Genomic DNA, 15,018 nt, shown 5'->3' with positions numbered 1-15,018 from the left:
GGGCCCCAACAAAGAGAATTTCACTAAGAAATTCTACAAGCAAAGCAAGTTGGGAGTCGGGGCCCCAGCAAAGAGAATTTCATCAAGAAATTCTACAAGCAAAGCAAGCTGGGAGTGGACGACGAATTTAAAAGAATTCTGTCTCGCTCCCCTAATCATCATTAATCTCGTTCTAATCAATCATTTGATTTAACGTGTCTGGTTCGGGATGAACGTACACGGAAGAAATGCCTTTACTATGTAAGTGATTTTCTACTTTATCACAAATGTCATGTGCCTGTTGCAGTGATAAATGTGCATCAACAACAATTGTTACATCTAAAAAGATGCTACTGCCATGGTAACGTCCCTTAAGATTATTCACGTCTTTAACGTCTTCTACTTCTAAAACAACGTTACGGTATTCTTCAAGATCTTGCTCATTGAAACCATCACTCAGTGCAAATATGGACTCCTTAAAAATACTAAAACCTGTATAAATAATTAAAAGTCCTAAAACCGTCGCTAATATGACATCGACGATAGATAATCCGAATTGGGTAAATACTAGACCAATCGCAGTCCCTATACTAACAAGACCATCTGACAAATTATCTTTTGCCGCGGAATTTAATGAGCTACTCTTGGTCTTCTGAGCCAGTCTATGATTGATTGCAAAGACACCAATCATAATAAGTCCACTGATTAAACTCACAAAAATTGTAATGACATTTGGTGTATGATGTTCATTCGTAAATATTCGAGGTACATTTTCAATCACAACTTGAATACCCACAAACATAATAATAAATGATACTAATAGTGTAGAGATATTTTCAGATTTCAAATGACTATAAGGATGATTTTTATCTGCTGGCTTAATTGAAATTTTCAATCCAACAATGACAGCAATAGATACAATAATGTCTGTCATATTATTCAAAGCGTCTGCTCTAACTGCTGCTGAATCAAATACAAAGCCTGTTATATATTTAGAAACAGATAAAATGATATAAACTACTAAACTTAAATAAGCACCTCTTTGCGCTAATTTAAGATTTTCACTTTGAGACATGTTGTCTACCACCTTAAATGCTTTAATATCAATAGTATGTACCATCGAAAGATGATTGACAACGTTTTTTAATTTCTATAATTTTCATATATTTAAGCGAATTAAATTTTTCGTAAAACCTAAATATTAATTAAGTTGACACCCATAATAATCATTCAATTTATGGTCTGTCGTTGTCACTGTTGTAATTGTTAAATATAATAGCTTCTTTTTAATCTTTTAAGATCCATTTTGAAACTATAAACGTAATTGGAATTGTGATAATTAATCCAACAAATGGTGCGATTTCAGACGGAAATTGAAACCACTTAACAAACACATATAGTAAGAGTGTTTGCATTCCCATATTAATGACTTGTGTTAAAGGAAAGCTTAAAAATTTCTTTAAAGTTGGCGTTACTTTATAAACAAAATAACAATTCAAATAGTAAGATATTACGAAACTCACTAAGAAACCAACAATGTGACTGATCATATAATTCACATGACATAATTTTAATAATATAAGATACACAATATAATAATTAAGGGTATTAATACCCCCCACAATTATAAATTTAATAATCTCTAAGTGGGTTTGAGTCAACTTCATCGTGATTCTCCTTTGTCGTCATTCTCTTTAATCTTCAAACGGCAATATTTTAAATGAATATTTCTCTGAAATGTGATGAAACTCTTTGAAGTTAGTTACATCCGCTTCATCTGCTGGTGTCATTTCAAATAAATACGTTTCATACGGCAAATGTGATAATTTAATGTGACGTTGATTATTACTCATTTGTGCGTGCACATCTTCTAGTCTCTGTTCACTACGAAAGTGTATATCAGTGAAAATAAACATATTTACAATTGCAAAAATAATTATACAACTTTTTAGAATATTATAATGTTTCAAAGTCAAAAAGCTTAATTCTGAAATTAAAATAATGAGTATTATCATACTAAATAGATAAGCCAAATAAAACTGTCTAACTGAAACTTCAGTAATTAATACAACTGGTAATACACTTAGTGGAATTGAAATCAGCGACATATTTACCAACAATCGATTGTATGGTGAGTGAACGATGAGCTTGCATGATATGACAATACTCACCATAAACATCAGGCACAATACAATATGAATGACTTCAAACGTGAGTGTTTCAGATAGTTGTTTCACATTGAAAGGTTCATATATAACGAATTTATAGATAGGTAATACACACATGCCTATTTGTAAACTGAATTGTTTCTTTTTAGACCACGTTGAGAATGTGCTACTTCTTAAGAGTAATATTATAATGATAATTACGATTAAAGATAAAATCGTATTATTATTAAAAAACAAATTGTTTGGAATATCTTTGAGAAGCGATGATTCAAATTTGTGAGTCAACCCTAACATATCTAAGTGCCCTCTTAACGCCTCAACACTTGAATAAATATAAATATATTTTTCATTTAATAACATGATCATTGCACCACATAATGACAGCAACCATCCAAGCACCAAACTGTAGTCAAGTTTATGGTATCGTATCGCATAGTAAATGATGCCAACCAATAATATTGTAGTATTATAAAACGTTAGAGGTTCAGCAAACCACTGTCCTAATAAACATATTCCCCAAAAGATAAACGCATCTATTCGGCTATATTCTTCTTCCTTAAGTAATCCTTTCAATATAAAACTTAATAGATATAGTGAAAAACATGACCCAAAAACATACGTATAAAAAAATTCAAAGTTACCATAGCTTTGTGAAAATAAAGAATTGGGTATAATAAATAATAAAACCATAATGACAATTAAAATGTTTGTGTTACCTATTTGATTCAATAACTTTAATAACAGTAACACGATAAAGATTGAAATAAGTGCAAATGACATGGTCCGCATTACTATAGAATGAACACTTGCGAATTCTAATATATTGCTAATGTACCGTCCATTAAAATTTTCAAACGCGTTACTAACGACCTGTATGCCATGGGTACTCCCCCAAAACCAATCCGTACTATGTAAAGGGATAATGAAACCTAAGTATCCGTAAAATAGGATTAATCCAATCATCCAGATGTAAAATTCATGTTGTTTAAGTCTATGCATGTCGAACTCCTTTATGTCAGAAGGTTTGATTTTAAATTACAATCAACCTCTCATAATCGATTATATTATATTCTTATTTTATCAATTATACATTTAAATATTATTTTATACTATACCAACACTAGGAGGTTTACGAAGATGAATCTTAAAAAAATAGTCATTGCTACTGATTCATTTAAAGAGAGTATGTCAGCTAAAGAAGCTGGTTTAGCCATTCAAGATGGTTTTAAAGCGGTATTTGATGATGCGATTCACTATGACATTATCCCAATGGCTGATGGTGGTGAAGGCACAACAGATGCATTAAAAGAAGCGCTTAATGCTAAAACCTATACGATTCCTGTACACGATCCATTACATAGAAGTATTGAAGCGTCATATGCCCGCTCGGATGATGATCAAATTGCCATTATTGAAATGGCTGCATCATCAGGATTAGATTTATTATCAAAAGACGAACGTAACCCACTCATTACATCAACTTATGGTGTAGGCGAAATGATATTAGATGCACTAAATCACGATGTTAGCAAAATTATTTTAGGCATTGGTGGAAGTGCTACTAATGATGGTGGTAGCGGTATGTTATGTGCATTAGGTGCGCAATTTCTAGATGCGCAACATCAACCTTTAAAATTAGGTGGTGGTTATTTATCTGAGCTAGCATATATAGACATATCAAATCTAGATCATAGACTGAAGGACGTTACATTTGAGGTTGCTTGTGACGTAACAAATCCATTACTAGGACCTAATGGCGCAACTGAAGTTTACGGTCCACAAAAAGGTGCTGACGCTAAGATGATACCAAAGTTGGATTCCGCACTAGCGATCTATCATGATATGATAGAACAAGAATTAAATCTAAATGTTAAAGACATTCCAGGTGCTGGTGCCGCCGGAGGGTTGGGTACGGGTATTCTTGCATTCTTCAATGCGTCACTTTCTAAAGGCATTGACATTGTGTTAAAAGAAACAGACTTTTCGAGAAGAGTGAAAGACGCAGACCTTGTTATTACTGGCGAAGGTAAAATGGATGCGCAAACTGTCTTTGGTAAGACACCCATTGGGGTAGCAAAAGCAGCAAAAGTACATCATATTCCAGTGATAGCTATTTGTGGAAGTCTTGGCGAAGGGTATCAGGATGTTTACAATCATGGTATAGATAGCGCATTTAGTTTAATTGAACAACCAGAAGCATTACCATCGTTATTAAGTAATGGTAAGCGCAACATGACACATACTGCTGAAAATATTGCTCGACTACTGAAACAAATTATTTGAAATATGAGGTGACTAGCATGAAACGAACAGATAAATATAAAGATTCTTACAAATATGATGAACAATATCGCAAGCGTAATCGACAAAGTGCCGATGAACGTACACGTCATGAGCGACGTGAAAGCCAAGAAGCATACAATCGTAGCAATGCACGTTATCGTGATGATGATTCTAGATATCAAAATGATGACCAACGCTACCATGATGACTATGACCATCAAGCGCGTTATGAGCGACGTAATGATGACTATGACGACAATGGAAACAGATATTATAATGACCGTGACTTCAGACGTGAGCAACAATTAGAAGAAGAAAATGAAAAAAATAAAAAATCAAAAAAATGGCTTATAGCTATTATTGCAATATTGCTTATTATCGTAGCAATATTTGCGACGAGAGCGCTATTTAACCACAATAGTGGTAATGAACAACAAACGAATACTACTTCAAATGACAACCAAGTATCTAAAGACTATAAAAACGAAGTAGAAAATCAAAGTGATAGCATTAAACAACAAGTCGAAGAAGCCAAAAATGACATTAAAGACAAAGTGGATACAGACTCAAGAATCAAACAAATTCAAGATGATATTAATAGTTTAAAAAATAGTGAACAAACAGGCGAAGATTCTAAATTGACTAAATTTTATCAAGATCAAGTAAATAAATTGAAAGAAGCGAATAACGCGCAACAAAATAATGAAAGTCAAAGTAAAGTAAATGACTTACTTAATGATGTGAATACAAAATTTGATGAAATTAAAGAGAAATTAAATAGTATACTTGGTAACTCAAGTGATACAAATGCACAGTGATAAACCCATAAACAAATCACATACAACATAATACGCTATATCTACATTGCAAATACGTTATCGTAGACGACATTGAGAAGACAGATAAAGCATGTTTTCTAAGATATACGTACCGTTGTAAGGGACGAGATAGAAGATAAATTGAATTCTAACTCGTTCCTTTTTTATTTTGTAAATTACAAATGCACAAAAAACCTATATAATGTAATTTGCAAACTTTTTAAGGAGACACATTATGCAACCATCAACACATACAAAATTACCCCTATTGCTACTTATTGTCTTAGGTGTAATGACTGCATTCGGACCTATGATCATTGATATGTACCTTCCTGCTTTACCTGAAGCACAACATCAATTTAGGTCATCAACATCTGAAATTCAACTCACCTTATCATTTGCAATGATAGGTTTAGCATTAGGTCAATTCTTATTCGGACCATTATCTGATGCATTTGGCCGTAAAAGAATGGGTCTTATCATATTATGCGTTTTCTTCCTAGCTACACTGAGTGGTATCTTTGCATCAAATTTAATGCTATTTTTATGTATTCGATTTGTCCAAGGTTTTACTGCAGGCGGCATTATAGTTATAGCCAAGGCTTTTGCAGGAGACAGATATCAAGGTGATTTATTAGCTAAATTTCTAGCATCACTGATGGTCGTTAATGGTATTGTTACAATCATCATGCCTTTACTAGGCGGTCTATCTTTGACACTTGGTTCATGGAGAATTGTCTTTGTCATTCTGACCGTTATAAGTTTACTTGTGCTTATCGGTGTCGTGACGACGATGCCTACTACACATCAATCAGAACATATATCGTTAAACTTTAAAGAAATCTTTTTAGATTTTGGAAGTTTATTAAAGAAACCACGATTCATCATTCCAATGTTGCTACAAGGATTAACGTATGTGATGTTATTTAGTTTTTCATCCGCTTCACCATTCATAACGCAAAAGCTATACAATATGACACCTCAGCAATTCAGTATAATGGTAGCAATTAATGGTGTAGGCTTAATCATAGTTAGCCAAATTGTGGCACTTTTAGTCGAGTATATTAATCGTTTCAAACTCATGATTTACTTAACGTTAATACAAGTAATAGGTGTCGTGTTAATTGTTATTACATTATCAATGCATGGTCCGTTATGGATTTTACTAATTGCATTTTTCTTAAACGTATGCCCTGTCACATCTATTGGCCCACTAGGTTTTTCTATGGCAATGGAGGAACGTACAGGTGGAAGTGGTAATGCTTCTAGTTTACTAGGACTATTCCAATTCATTCTTGGCGGAATCATCTCTCCAATAGTAGGACTCAAAGGACAATATGATGCAACACCATACATGGTTGTCATTATCGTAACTGCAATTGTATTAATTACACTCCAAGTTATTTACTTTAGAAATCATCGTAACCCAACATAATCATTGAATAGAATCAGGAAGTGAGACAGCATTCTTTATGAATTCGTTGTCCGCTTCCTCTTTTTTTGAAAATAAATTGATTCAAAAATCCGCGCTAATTGTTCACAATTTTTCAATAACTTTCCAACAAATAGGTGACAATACAATTTTTTATAATTGAAAATCATTCTTATTGATTATAATGAAAATAAATAAAGGAGGAATTTCAATGATTAAAAATGAATCTATCGTTGCAGACATTGTTACAGACATGCCATTAAGTGCGGATATATTTAGAAAATATGGTATCGACTTTTGTTGTGGCGGTAACATCACTATAAATGAAGCAGTTAAAAATAAAAAAATAGATGCAGATACATTAATAGAAGAAATTAATGCACTTCCTAAACATGATCAAGGAAACATCAATGTGAAATATCTTGATGCACCTTCACTTATACAATATATACAATCTCGTTATCACGAGACAATGCGTGAAGAATTTAAGAATTTATCTCCTTATGTTACCAAAGTGGCAAAAGTCCATGGGCCAAACCATCCATTTTTAATTCAATTACAAGACTTATATCGTCAATATCGTGATGGTATGCTTGAGCATATGGCTCAAGAAGATGAACACGACTTCCCTGCATTAATTAAACTTTCTCGTGGCGAAGAAGTGGATCATGCTTCAGATATTATCCAAAGCTTGGTTGATGATCACACGCACACAGGACAATTATTAGAAGATATGCGTGAATTAACGAACCAATATCAACCGCCGAGTGAAGCTTGTCAAACTTGGAGATTGGTCTATAACCGTCTTGAGAATTTAGAGCGTGAAACCCATGAACATGTACATCTAGAAAATCATGTACTCTTTAACAAATTCAGTTAAGACAGGAAGTGTTGATTATGGTGACTAAAATAGCTGGCCATACGTTTTTAGCTCAATTAGGTAAAAAGCGTTTACGTCCGGGTGGTGTGCTTGCGACAAATTGGCTTATTAATAAAGGGCATTTTTCAAGTGATAAACGTGTCTTAGAAGTCGCATGTAATATGTGTACAACTTCTATTGAATTAGCACGAACTTATCAATGCCATATTGAAGGCGTCGATTTAAATAAAACCGCATTAGAAAACGGTAAACGAAATGTGGCGAAACACAATTTAGAGTCGCTCATTCATTTAACACAAGCAAATGCAATGAAATTACCCTTTGAAGATCAAAGCTTCGATATTATTCTTAATGAAGCAATGCTCACGATGTTACCTTACCCAATTAAAGAGAAGGTCTTAAAAGAGTATTACCGTGTATTGAAGCCGAATGGTGTTATACTTACACATGATATTGCAATTATCAATAGACAAAATACTGAAACGGTCATTAATGAATTGAGTCAAGCTATTAATATGAAGGTGACACCTTTAACGCCTGAAAGCTGGTACCAACTCTATCAAGAGGCCGGATTCTCAAATATCGAATCGCAAATTGGTCCATTGACGTTAATGACACCAATAGGTATGATGCGTGATGAAGGCCTACTTGGCACCTTAACCATCATTAAAAACGCGTTAAAACCATCTAACCGTAAAATGTTCTTCACTATGTTTAAAACGATGCGAAGACACAAAAAGAATATGAATTATATCGTTCATGCTGTAAAAAAATAAAGCAACACAATCCTACATGGCTTATGTTGCACAAATGACTAGAACTTAGAAGGGGAGTGGGACCGAATTCTTTTAAATTCGTCGTCCACTCCCAGCTTGCTTTGCTTGTAGAATTTCTTGATGAAATTCTCTTTGCTGGGGCCCCGACCCCAACTTGCTTAGCTTGTAGAATTTCTTAGTGAAATTCTCTTTGTTGGGGCCCCGACCGCAAGGATGACTAGAACTGAGAAAAGCTTGATTTAAACGCCTTCTCAGTTCAGTCAGCTACTGCGAATTTGCTAAATAGCATTATTATATTATTTATGTCCCAGCCTCTCTTAGTTCTAGTCTATTCTTTTATAGGCATCCATATTTCCGTAATGTAGTCAGAGCTTTGAGTATTTCCCGGTAAATAATGTTCAAACATAGGTGCTTGAATCGTTTTAAATGCCGCTTGAGGCAATAATTCTGTATAGATTTTTGGCATCACTGCTTTAATTGCTTCAGGAACACGCCCCTTCGCATCAATAACGACATAGTTGTGTGCCATTAACTTGATTGCTTCGAAGTCTGAATCATTGCTATTCAAACCATCATAAGGTACGCCAATAAAATAATCTATACGATTTTCACGTGGTATGATAACGCCTAATATGCCAGTTAAAGTTTGATTACTATATTGAGTTAAAGCTTTGACCACACCTATTTCATTCATTTCTTGCCAAAATGCTGGAATATCCTGTTGCATTGCTTCACCAGTCGTATACGCTCTTAAAACGCCTATAAGTTGAACCTCACCTAAATGTTCAAATCTGTATTGCATTGTCATTGCTATGCCCCCATTTTCTAATTAATAATAAACCATCACACAATCCGTATTGATATACGCCGTGACGACTAAGGTATATAATAAATTTACTTAAACTAAATGATGGATATTAATAGAGACTGTCTTTGAGGAGAATCATGATGAAAAGAACGATACTACCAATTAAACCAATTAGCCAACTATTTCCAATTCCAATGGTAATGGGATGTGAAGGTGTTTCAGCAGCAATGTTACTTCAATATAACAATCATAATATTAAAGCTACTGAAATCATGAATCATTGGCCTAAGCATCCTAATAATCCCTATAAAGGATATGTTGGTCATCATTTACTCGTCAAATTTGGTCATCATCAAACAATCTTTCCTGATGCTTATGTACCTTATTTACAAACGATTGACGATCGAATTGTAGACGGTACAGGTACTGATTTGTCATCACTAGAAGCTGTCATCGATTCTGGCCAACCAGTTATAATGTATCATACTAATTTAGGTCGTAAACCTTTCCGCAAATATTTCAAATTCGATGATCATAAGAAAGAATTAGTGTCCAACATTCATATCACACTATTAATCGGATATGATGATCAATTCTACTATTATATTGATCCTTTATGGAGTCACTTATTTAAACACTTTATCTTTCCTGCCATTGTGCCTAATCGCTTTCAAGTCATCAAAATTGCTAAGCAAAAATTAGAACGTAGCTTTAATGCACCTGGTCGTACATGTATTTATCTTCAAGTGTAATATAGGCCACTATTTAAGTGAGATTGATTCAATGTTAATTGTATCTCAACCTCACTGATTTTTTATGCATCACGCACATCAAATGTGACTAACGACGCATCGAGCTCTTCCATAAGATCAGTTGTTCGCCATTGTCGTTGATACCCTAAACAAGGACAAATATAAGTAATCCCTGCTTCGGACAACGTCTTTCGAAAATGTACGTGCCCCATAATGCTATAACGAATAGGATACGTCTGATAAAACGCATCAACGTCTTTCGTACCTATATATGCATTAAAGAAATCAAAAATACGATGTGGCGTTGGTACAACAAATTGTGGATGCGTCACAATATGCGTCATTAGAATAATCTGTTTATCCTTTACATGTTCTAAGTCATGTTGAATTTGGTTAGCAGCCTGCTTAGATAATGCTCTATCTTCAATATCCCAGTCGATTTTCACTTTATCTTGCCATGTTGCACCGTAATACTTCCCTCTTTGGATGCGTTCCAAATCAAATTTGTCATCCGCATACCGATAATCATACCAAGCCGTATGCCCAACAACTGCCCAATTCTCATTTATAATATACGGTTTTCCAATTAAACATTCTGGCTTATCCACATAGAAATTATAAATTTCTGATGACGTTAACGAGGCTTCAGAAGTCCAATAATCATGGTTCCCTGGCACAAATAAGACTGGAATACCACATTTTGCTTTTAAATCTTGAATAAATTGATAACTCTGCTGAAAATGATTAGACACATCTCCGGCAATTAATAGTAATGCGACATCCCTCTGTTGAACCAGTTGTACAAGTGTTTCAAGATATACCTTTGGCTCTAGTTTAGGATGTCGATCAATATGTAAATCTGAAATTGCACCTATCTTCATTCGTGTCGTCCCTCTTACTTGTTTTGAATTGAAATCATTATGTCATAGTTATTATGAATAATAAATAAATCTGTTTATTAAATTTTCAGAAATTTGTTTATATTTTATTAAATTAAGCGTATAATAAAAATACCTTTTAGCAAAGTTACATCATTTGTGAACAATTATTATTGTTTTCACTTAATATCTGATATTTAACAATTAATGCGATTTACTTAATACTTTGTTAAAAGCAAATTTTTTACATATAAAAGAAAGCGTTTACACTAAAATTTAAAAACACATCACTGCTTTCTAAGGAGGAAGTATATGGCTAGACAATTGGAAAGAGAACTAAGCAACAGGCATATTCAATTAATTGCGATTGGGGGCGCAATTGGTACAGGATTATTCTTAGGTTCAGGTCAAACAATTGCTTTAACAGGGCCTTCCCTCTTATTAACATACATGATTATCGGCATGGTTATGTTCGCATTCATGCGCGCACTTGGAGAATTATTATTAAGTAATACACGCTTTAATTCATTTGTAGATATTGCGAACGAATACATAGGTCCTTTTGCAGGATTCGTCATAGGATGGACATATTGGCTTGCATGGATTGCTTCAAGCATGTCAGATTTAACAGCTATGGGACAATATTTTAGTTTCTGGTTCCCTCAAGTGCCACATTGGATCACCGTTTTATTTATCGTACTAATGTTAATCTCATTTAACATGTTAGGTGCAAAATTATTCGGTGAATTAGAATTCTGGTTCTCAATTATTAAAATTATAACTATCATAGCGATGATTATTGTAGGTTTAGTCATGATATTCTTCTCATTCAAAACCTCTTATGGTCACGCTTCATTTAGTAACTTAATCAATCATGGTGGTATATTCCCTAATGGGCCATTTGGTTTCTTGATGGCATTCCAAATTGCAGTATATTCATTTATTGGTATAGAACTTATCGGGGTAACAGCGGGTGAAACGAAAGACCCTAGAAATGTCATCCCTAAAGCAATCAACAACGTGCCAATCCGTATTCTATTATTCTATGTGGGTGGGCTATTAGTCATCATGTCTGTCATTCCTTGGAATAAAATCGATTCAAATAGTAGTCCTTTCGTAACCATGTTTAGCTTAATCGGCTTACCATTTGCTGCTGGACTTGTTAACTTCGTTGTACTAACTGCAGCTGCATCAGCAACAAACAGTGGTATTTACTCAAACAGCCGTATTCTATTTGGGCTTGCTAAACAAGGTTTAGGACCTAAAGTTTTAAGTAAAACAAATGGTAACAGTGTGCCATACTTATCTATGTTAGTATCATCTGGAACATTATTAGCAGCTGCGTTATTAAACTTTATTTTCCCAGATGCTATCAAACTATTTATCTATGTAACAACACTTTCAACTGTACTATTTTTAGTAGTATGGGCGATGATTATTATTTCTTATATTATTTTTGTGAAGAAAAATCCAGAAGAACACCATAAAAATAAATTCAAACTTTTTGGTGGATTAAAAAGTGCATACGTCGTACTTGCATTCTTTGCATTTGTATTTGTACTGTTATTCTTTAGTGAAGACACTAGAGCAGCAATTTTCATTTCACCAATATGGTTTATCTTCTTGTTCATCTTCTATAAAAAATATAAATCAAATGCAGAAGATTTAGCAGAACGAACACGTAGTCAAGGTCGTAATTCGATTAATTACTAATGAAAACTTAACCATCAATCATCCATATCAATAAACAACTAAAGTGGAACAATGCATCCTAAAATGCATTGTCTTCCACTTTTATTATTTCAAAACGCTATATAAGATGATACTAATCTTATTCAACTTAATCCCTATCGGTTAAAGCCTCATTATCAAAGTCCGTTTATAACAATCTTAAATATGATATACAAAAAAATACTTACTTTAAATAATTTACTATTTACCAAATCGTCTACCATTTTTTGGTAGCTTATCCTATCGCATGGTAAACTATGATTATTCAATTTATTAAAGGAGTTATTCATGGAGCTATTAGAAGCATTTTTATTATTCATATTCGCAGTGATTATTAGTTCTATTATTTATAATAGGTTCCCTAAAATTCCCACTGCATTTATTCAAATTGCCTTAGGTGTCTGCTTATTCGTATTGCCCATCCCGATGCATTTTGAATTTGAATCGGAAGTATTTATGATGGCAGTCATCGCTCCACTACTATTTGTGGAAGGTACACATATTTCAAGAACAAAGTTACTTGAATATCGTAAAACGATTATTTTAATGGCTATGGCGCTTGTATTTGCTACAGTTATCGGCGTCGGTTTCTTTATTCATTGGATTTGGGCTGATTTACCAATGCCTGCAGCTTTTGCAATTGCTGCCATTCTTTGCCCAACAGATGCTGTCGCAGTTTCTGCAATCACGAAGGGGAAAATTTTACCAAAAGGATCCATGTCCATTCTTGAAGGTGAATCATTACTTAATGACGCTGCAGGTATTATCTCATTCAAAATTGCAGTTACCGCACTTGTAACGGGTAGTTTTTCAGCATTTGATGCGATAGGTCAATTTATTGTTTCAACGATTTTAGGTGTATTGATTGGTATCATCGTTGGTGCGTTAGTTGTGACATTAAGAGTATATCTAACGACCAATAAAGGCATGAAAGACAGTAATACGTTAATGTTTATCCAATTACTCACGCCTTTTGCTGTTTATTTTATTGGCGAAGAACTTCATGCATCTGGAATCATTGCCGTTGTTGTTGCAGGTTTAATCCACGGTTTAGAACGTGATCGTTTAATTCGTGCCCAAACAGAATTACAGATGAACTATAACCAAATATGGAACACGCTTAGTTATGCTTTAAATGGTTTCGTCTTTGTTGTTTTAGGTTATATTGTTCCCGAAGTCGTAATGGAAATTATTCATGACGAACCGCAGAACATTGTATTCCTAATTACAACCGCTTTATTAATTGCACTTGCCATTTACGTGTTTAGATTTATTTGGGTGTATATGTTATTTAAAGATTTTTACTATCCAAACAACGTTCAATCCTACCTAGATGATGAAGAAGATACTGGGCCACCGAAACGGAAGCATTATGCCTTCATCATGACGATGTGTGGCATACACGGTACCATTTCATTATCTATGGCGCTCACACTTCCGTATATGATGGATGGTAATCAAGAATTTATATATCGTAATGACTTATTGTTTATCGCTTCCTTTATGGTCTTAACAAGCTTAATTCTCGCCCAAGTGGTGCTACCACTGATCACACCTTCTGAACAAATGTCAGAATTTAAAGGTATGTCCTATCAATCAGCCAAAATATTTATGGTTCAACACGTTCTTGATGCCTTTAAGACGAAAAACTCAGAAGGAAAGCAGATGGATTATCGACCAATATTAAACCAATATTTTAATGAATTATCATTCTTAATCAATATGGAACCAGATAATAAAAATACGAAGGAATTACGACGACTGCAAGAAATCGCTGAAGAAGAAGAAACAAGAACGTTAGAACGTTTAATCGAGAAAGAAAGAATTACTAAAAAAGATTTAACAGACTACCGTAATATTATGGAATTTAGTCAATCTTATCGAGAAATGTCGATATTAAGAAAGATAAACCGTTTCTTTAAATTGATTGGGTTACGCTTTAAAGCTCGAAAAGAATCCAGAAAAGAAGCACACCGTATTCATAAAGAAAATCGTGCATTATTAAAAGAAGAACATCAAGCAACGACAGAACAGAATAAAATGGATATTAAAGCGAAACGTGAAGCGTATAAAGTAGAACGTGAAAAAGCGAAAAATGCTAAAAAGGTTCAAAGAGAAGCATTTGCAAATAGCTTTAATAAAGTTCAACAATTAATGCGTGTCGTAAACCACAATGTCATTATGAAAATGCGTGAAGAACAAAACAGTTCAAACGTATTAGAAGTTAGTTTAATTATTAACCAATATCACAACTTATCACGTACACTACGTCACAATAAAAATAGAAAGCAACAAAGAGCAGAAAACAAAGAAACGTATGAACTTACAACCCTTCAACAACATGATGCAAAACTTGAAGCATTATATATCCAACGTACCATTTTAGATGAATTGATTTCTCGAAATAAAGTAACGAATGAAGTTGCAACCCAATTGAGAGAAAATATTAACTATAATGAGATTGTTTTAGCACACGAAGCGAGCAATGCACACTAAAACTAATAAAGCCCATA

The 15,018-nt window shown here is 33.9% G+C and carries 13 protein-coding genes; 8 read left to right on the top strand and 5 right to left on the bottom strand.

Translation table 11 applies throughout. From position 1 onward, the window contains the following. Positions 1 to 172: 172 nt before the first annotated feature. The 3 genes from KA909_RS05655 to KA909_RS05645 form a co-directional block, all read right to left on the bottom strand. On the bottom strand, positions 173 to 1,054 hold the full coding sequence (locus tag KA909_RS05655; protein WP_210130034.1) for a cation diffusion facilitator family transporter: 882 nt from the start codon (positions 1,052 to 1,054) through the stop codon (positions 173 to 175). A gap of 211 nt (positions 1,055 to 1,265) precedes the next feature. Continuing rightward, the gene (locus tag KA909_RS05650; RefSeq protein ID WP_053028717.1) at positions 1,266 to 1,646 is read right to left on the bottom strand and encodes a GtrA family protein; all 381 of its coding nucleotides are present in this window, start codon (positions 1,644 to 1,646) and stop codon (positions 1,266 to 1,268) included. A gap of 27 nt (positions 1,647 to 1,673) precedes the next feature. Next, entirely contained in the window at positions 1,674 to 3,146 is a 1,473-nt protein-coding gene (locus KA909_RS05645) for a hypothetical protein (protein WP_193839001.1), read from the bottom strand. A 138-nt stretch (positions 3,147 to 3,284) separates the two neighbouring features. Between KA909_RS05645 and KA909_RS05640 the strand changes: the two genes are divergently transcribed. The 5 genes from KA909_RS05640 to KA909_RS05620 all read left to right on the top strand — a co-directional run bounded on the left by KA909_RS05640 (position 3,285) and on the right by KA909_RS05620 (position 8,336). Then, positions 3,285 to 4,430 (top strand): glycerate kinase, encoded by a 1,146-nt coding sequence (locus KA909_RS05640; protein ID WP_193839000.1) that lies wholly within the window; start codon positions 3,285 to 3,287, stop codon positions 4,428 to 4,430. Between the two features lie 17 nt (positions 4,431 to 4,447). Continuing rightward, positions 4,448 to 5,248, top strand: coding sequence for a hypothetical protein (locus tag KA909_RS05635; RefSeq protein WP_193838999.1), 801 nt, complete (start codon positions 4,448 to 4,450; stop codon positions 5,246 to 5,248). A 235-nt stretch (positions 5,249 to 5,483) separates the two neighbouring features. Continuing rightward, the gene (locus tag KA909_RS05630) at positions 5,484 to 6,683 is read left to right on the top strand and encodes a putative multidrug effflux MFS transporter TcaB (RefSeq protein ID WP_210130033.1); all 1,200 of its coding nucleotides are present in this window, start codon (positions 5,484 to 5,486) and stop codon (positions 6,681 to 6,683) included. A 208-nt stretch (positions 6,684 to 6,891) separates the two neighbouring features. Continuing rightward, positions 6,892 to 7,560 (top strand): iron-sulfur cluster repair di-iron protein ScdA, encoded by a 669-nt coding sequence (gene scdA / locus KA909_RS05625; RefSeq protein WP_193838998.1) that lies wholly within the window; start codon positions 6,892 to 6,894, stop codon positions 7,558 to 7,560. Positions 7,561 to 7,580: 20 nt separating this feature from the next. Further along, entirely contained in the window at positions 7,581 to 8,336 is a 756-nt protein-coding gene (locus tag KA909_RS05620) for a class I SAM-dependent methyltransferase (RefSeq protein ID WP_348634705.1), read from the top strand. Between the two features lie 328 nt (positions 8,337 to 8,664). Here the strand turns inward: KA909_RS05620 and KA909_RS05615 are convergent, their stop codons facing one another. Then, entirely contained in the window at positions 8,665 to 9,144 is a 480-nt protein-coding gene (locus KA909_RS05615; RefSeq protein ID WP_193838996.1) for a GyrI-like domain-containing protein, read from the bottom strand. 140 nt (positions 9,145 to 9,284) lie between these two features. Between KA909_RS05615 and KA909_RS05610 the strand changes: the two genes are divergently transcribed. Then, entirely contained in the window at positions 9,285 to 9,896 is a 612-nt protein-coding gene (locus KA909_RS05610; protein ID WP_075109331.1) for a C39 family peptidase, read from the top strand. A gap of 62 nt (positions 9,897 to 9,958) precedes the next feature. Here the strand turns inward: KA909_RS05610 and KA909_RS05605 are convergent, their stop codons facing one another. After that, complete coding sequence (locus KA909_RS05605) at positions 9,959 to 10,777, bottom strand: metallophosphoesterase (protein ID WP_193838995.1); 819 nt, start codon at positions 10,775 to 10,777, stop codon at positions 9,959 to 9,961. 309 nt (positions 10,778 to 11,086) lie between these two features. Between KA909_RS05605 and KA909_RS05600 the strand changes: the two genes are divergently transcribed. Together KA909_RS05600 and KA909_RS05595 are read left to right on the top strand one after the other, a co-directional pair. Then, a complete protein-coding gene (locus KA909_RS05600) occupies positions 11,087 to 12,487 on the top strand; it encodes an amino acid permease (protein ID WP_193838994.1) in 1,401 nt (466 codons plus the stop codon). A gap of 306 nt (positions 12,488 to 12,793) precedes the next feature. Beyond that, a complete protein-coding gene (locus KA909_RS05595) occupies positions 12,794 to 15,001 on the top strand; it encodes a cation:proton antiporter domain-containing protein (protein ID WP_210130031.1) in 2,208 nt (735 codons plus the stop codon). Positions 15,002 to 15,018: the final 17 nt, after the last annotated feature.

Source organism: Staphylococcus sp. GDX8P54P, from assembly GCF_017893165.1.
In the GTDB taxonomy this organism is placed as follows: domain Bacteria; phylum Bacillota; class Bacilli; order Staphylococcales; family Staphylococcaceae; genus Staphylococcus; species Staphylococcus borealis.
Note: the sequence above shows the minus strand (reverse complement) of the source record. Positions and strands in the feature narration are given on the sequence as shown.

Bases quoted from the DNA above. Each gene is read 5' to 3' on its own strand.
- KA909_RS05655 (WP_210130034.1), bottom strand. From the start codon at position 1,054: ATGTCTCAAAGTGAAAATCTTAAATTAGCGCAAAGAGGTGCTTATTTA.
- KA909_RS05650 (WP_053028717.1), bottom strand. From the start codon at position 1,646: ATGAAGTTGACTCAAACCCACTTAGAGATTATTAAATTTATAATTGTG.
- KA909_RS05645 (WP_193839001.1), bottom strand. From the start codon at position 3,146: ATGCATAGACTTAAACAACATGAATTTTACATCTGGATGATTGGATTA.
- KA909_RS05640 (WP_193839000.1), top strand. From the start codon at position 3,285: ATGAATCTTAAAAAAATAGTCATTGCTACTGATTCATTTAAAGAGAGT.
- KA909_RS05635 (WP_193838999.1), top strand. From the start codon at position 4,448: ATGAAACGAACAGATAAATATAAAGATTCTTACAAATATGATGAACAA.
- KA909_RS05630 (WP_210130033.1), top strand. From the start codon at position 5,484: ATGCAACCATCAACACATACAAAATTACCCCTATTGCTACTTATTGTC.
- scdA (WP_193838998.1), top strand. From the start codon at position 6,892: ATGATTAAAAATGAATCTATCGTTGCAGACATTGTTACAGACATGCCA.
- KA909_RS05615 (WP_193838996.1), bottom strand. From the start codon at position 9,144: ATGACAATGCAATACAGATTTGAACATTTAGGTGAGGTTCAACTTATA.
- KA909_RS05610 (WP_075109331.1), top strand. From the start codon at position 9,285: ATGAAAAGAACGATACTACCAATTAAACCAATTAGCCAACTATTTCCA.
- KA909_RS05605 (WP_193838995.1), bottom strand. From the start codon at position 10,777: ATGAAGATAGGTGCAATTTCAGATTTACATATTGATCGACATCCTAAA.
- KA909_RS05600 (WP_193838994.1), top strand. From the start codon at position 11,087: ATGGCTAGACAATTGGAAAGAGAACTAAGCAACAGGCATATTCAATTA.
- KA909_RS05595 (WP_210130031.1), top strand. From the start codon at position 12,794: ATGGAGCTATTAGAAGCATTTTTATTATTCATATTCGCAGTGATTATT.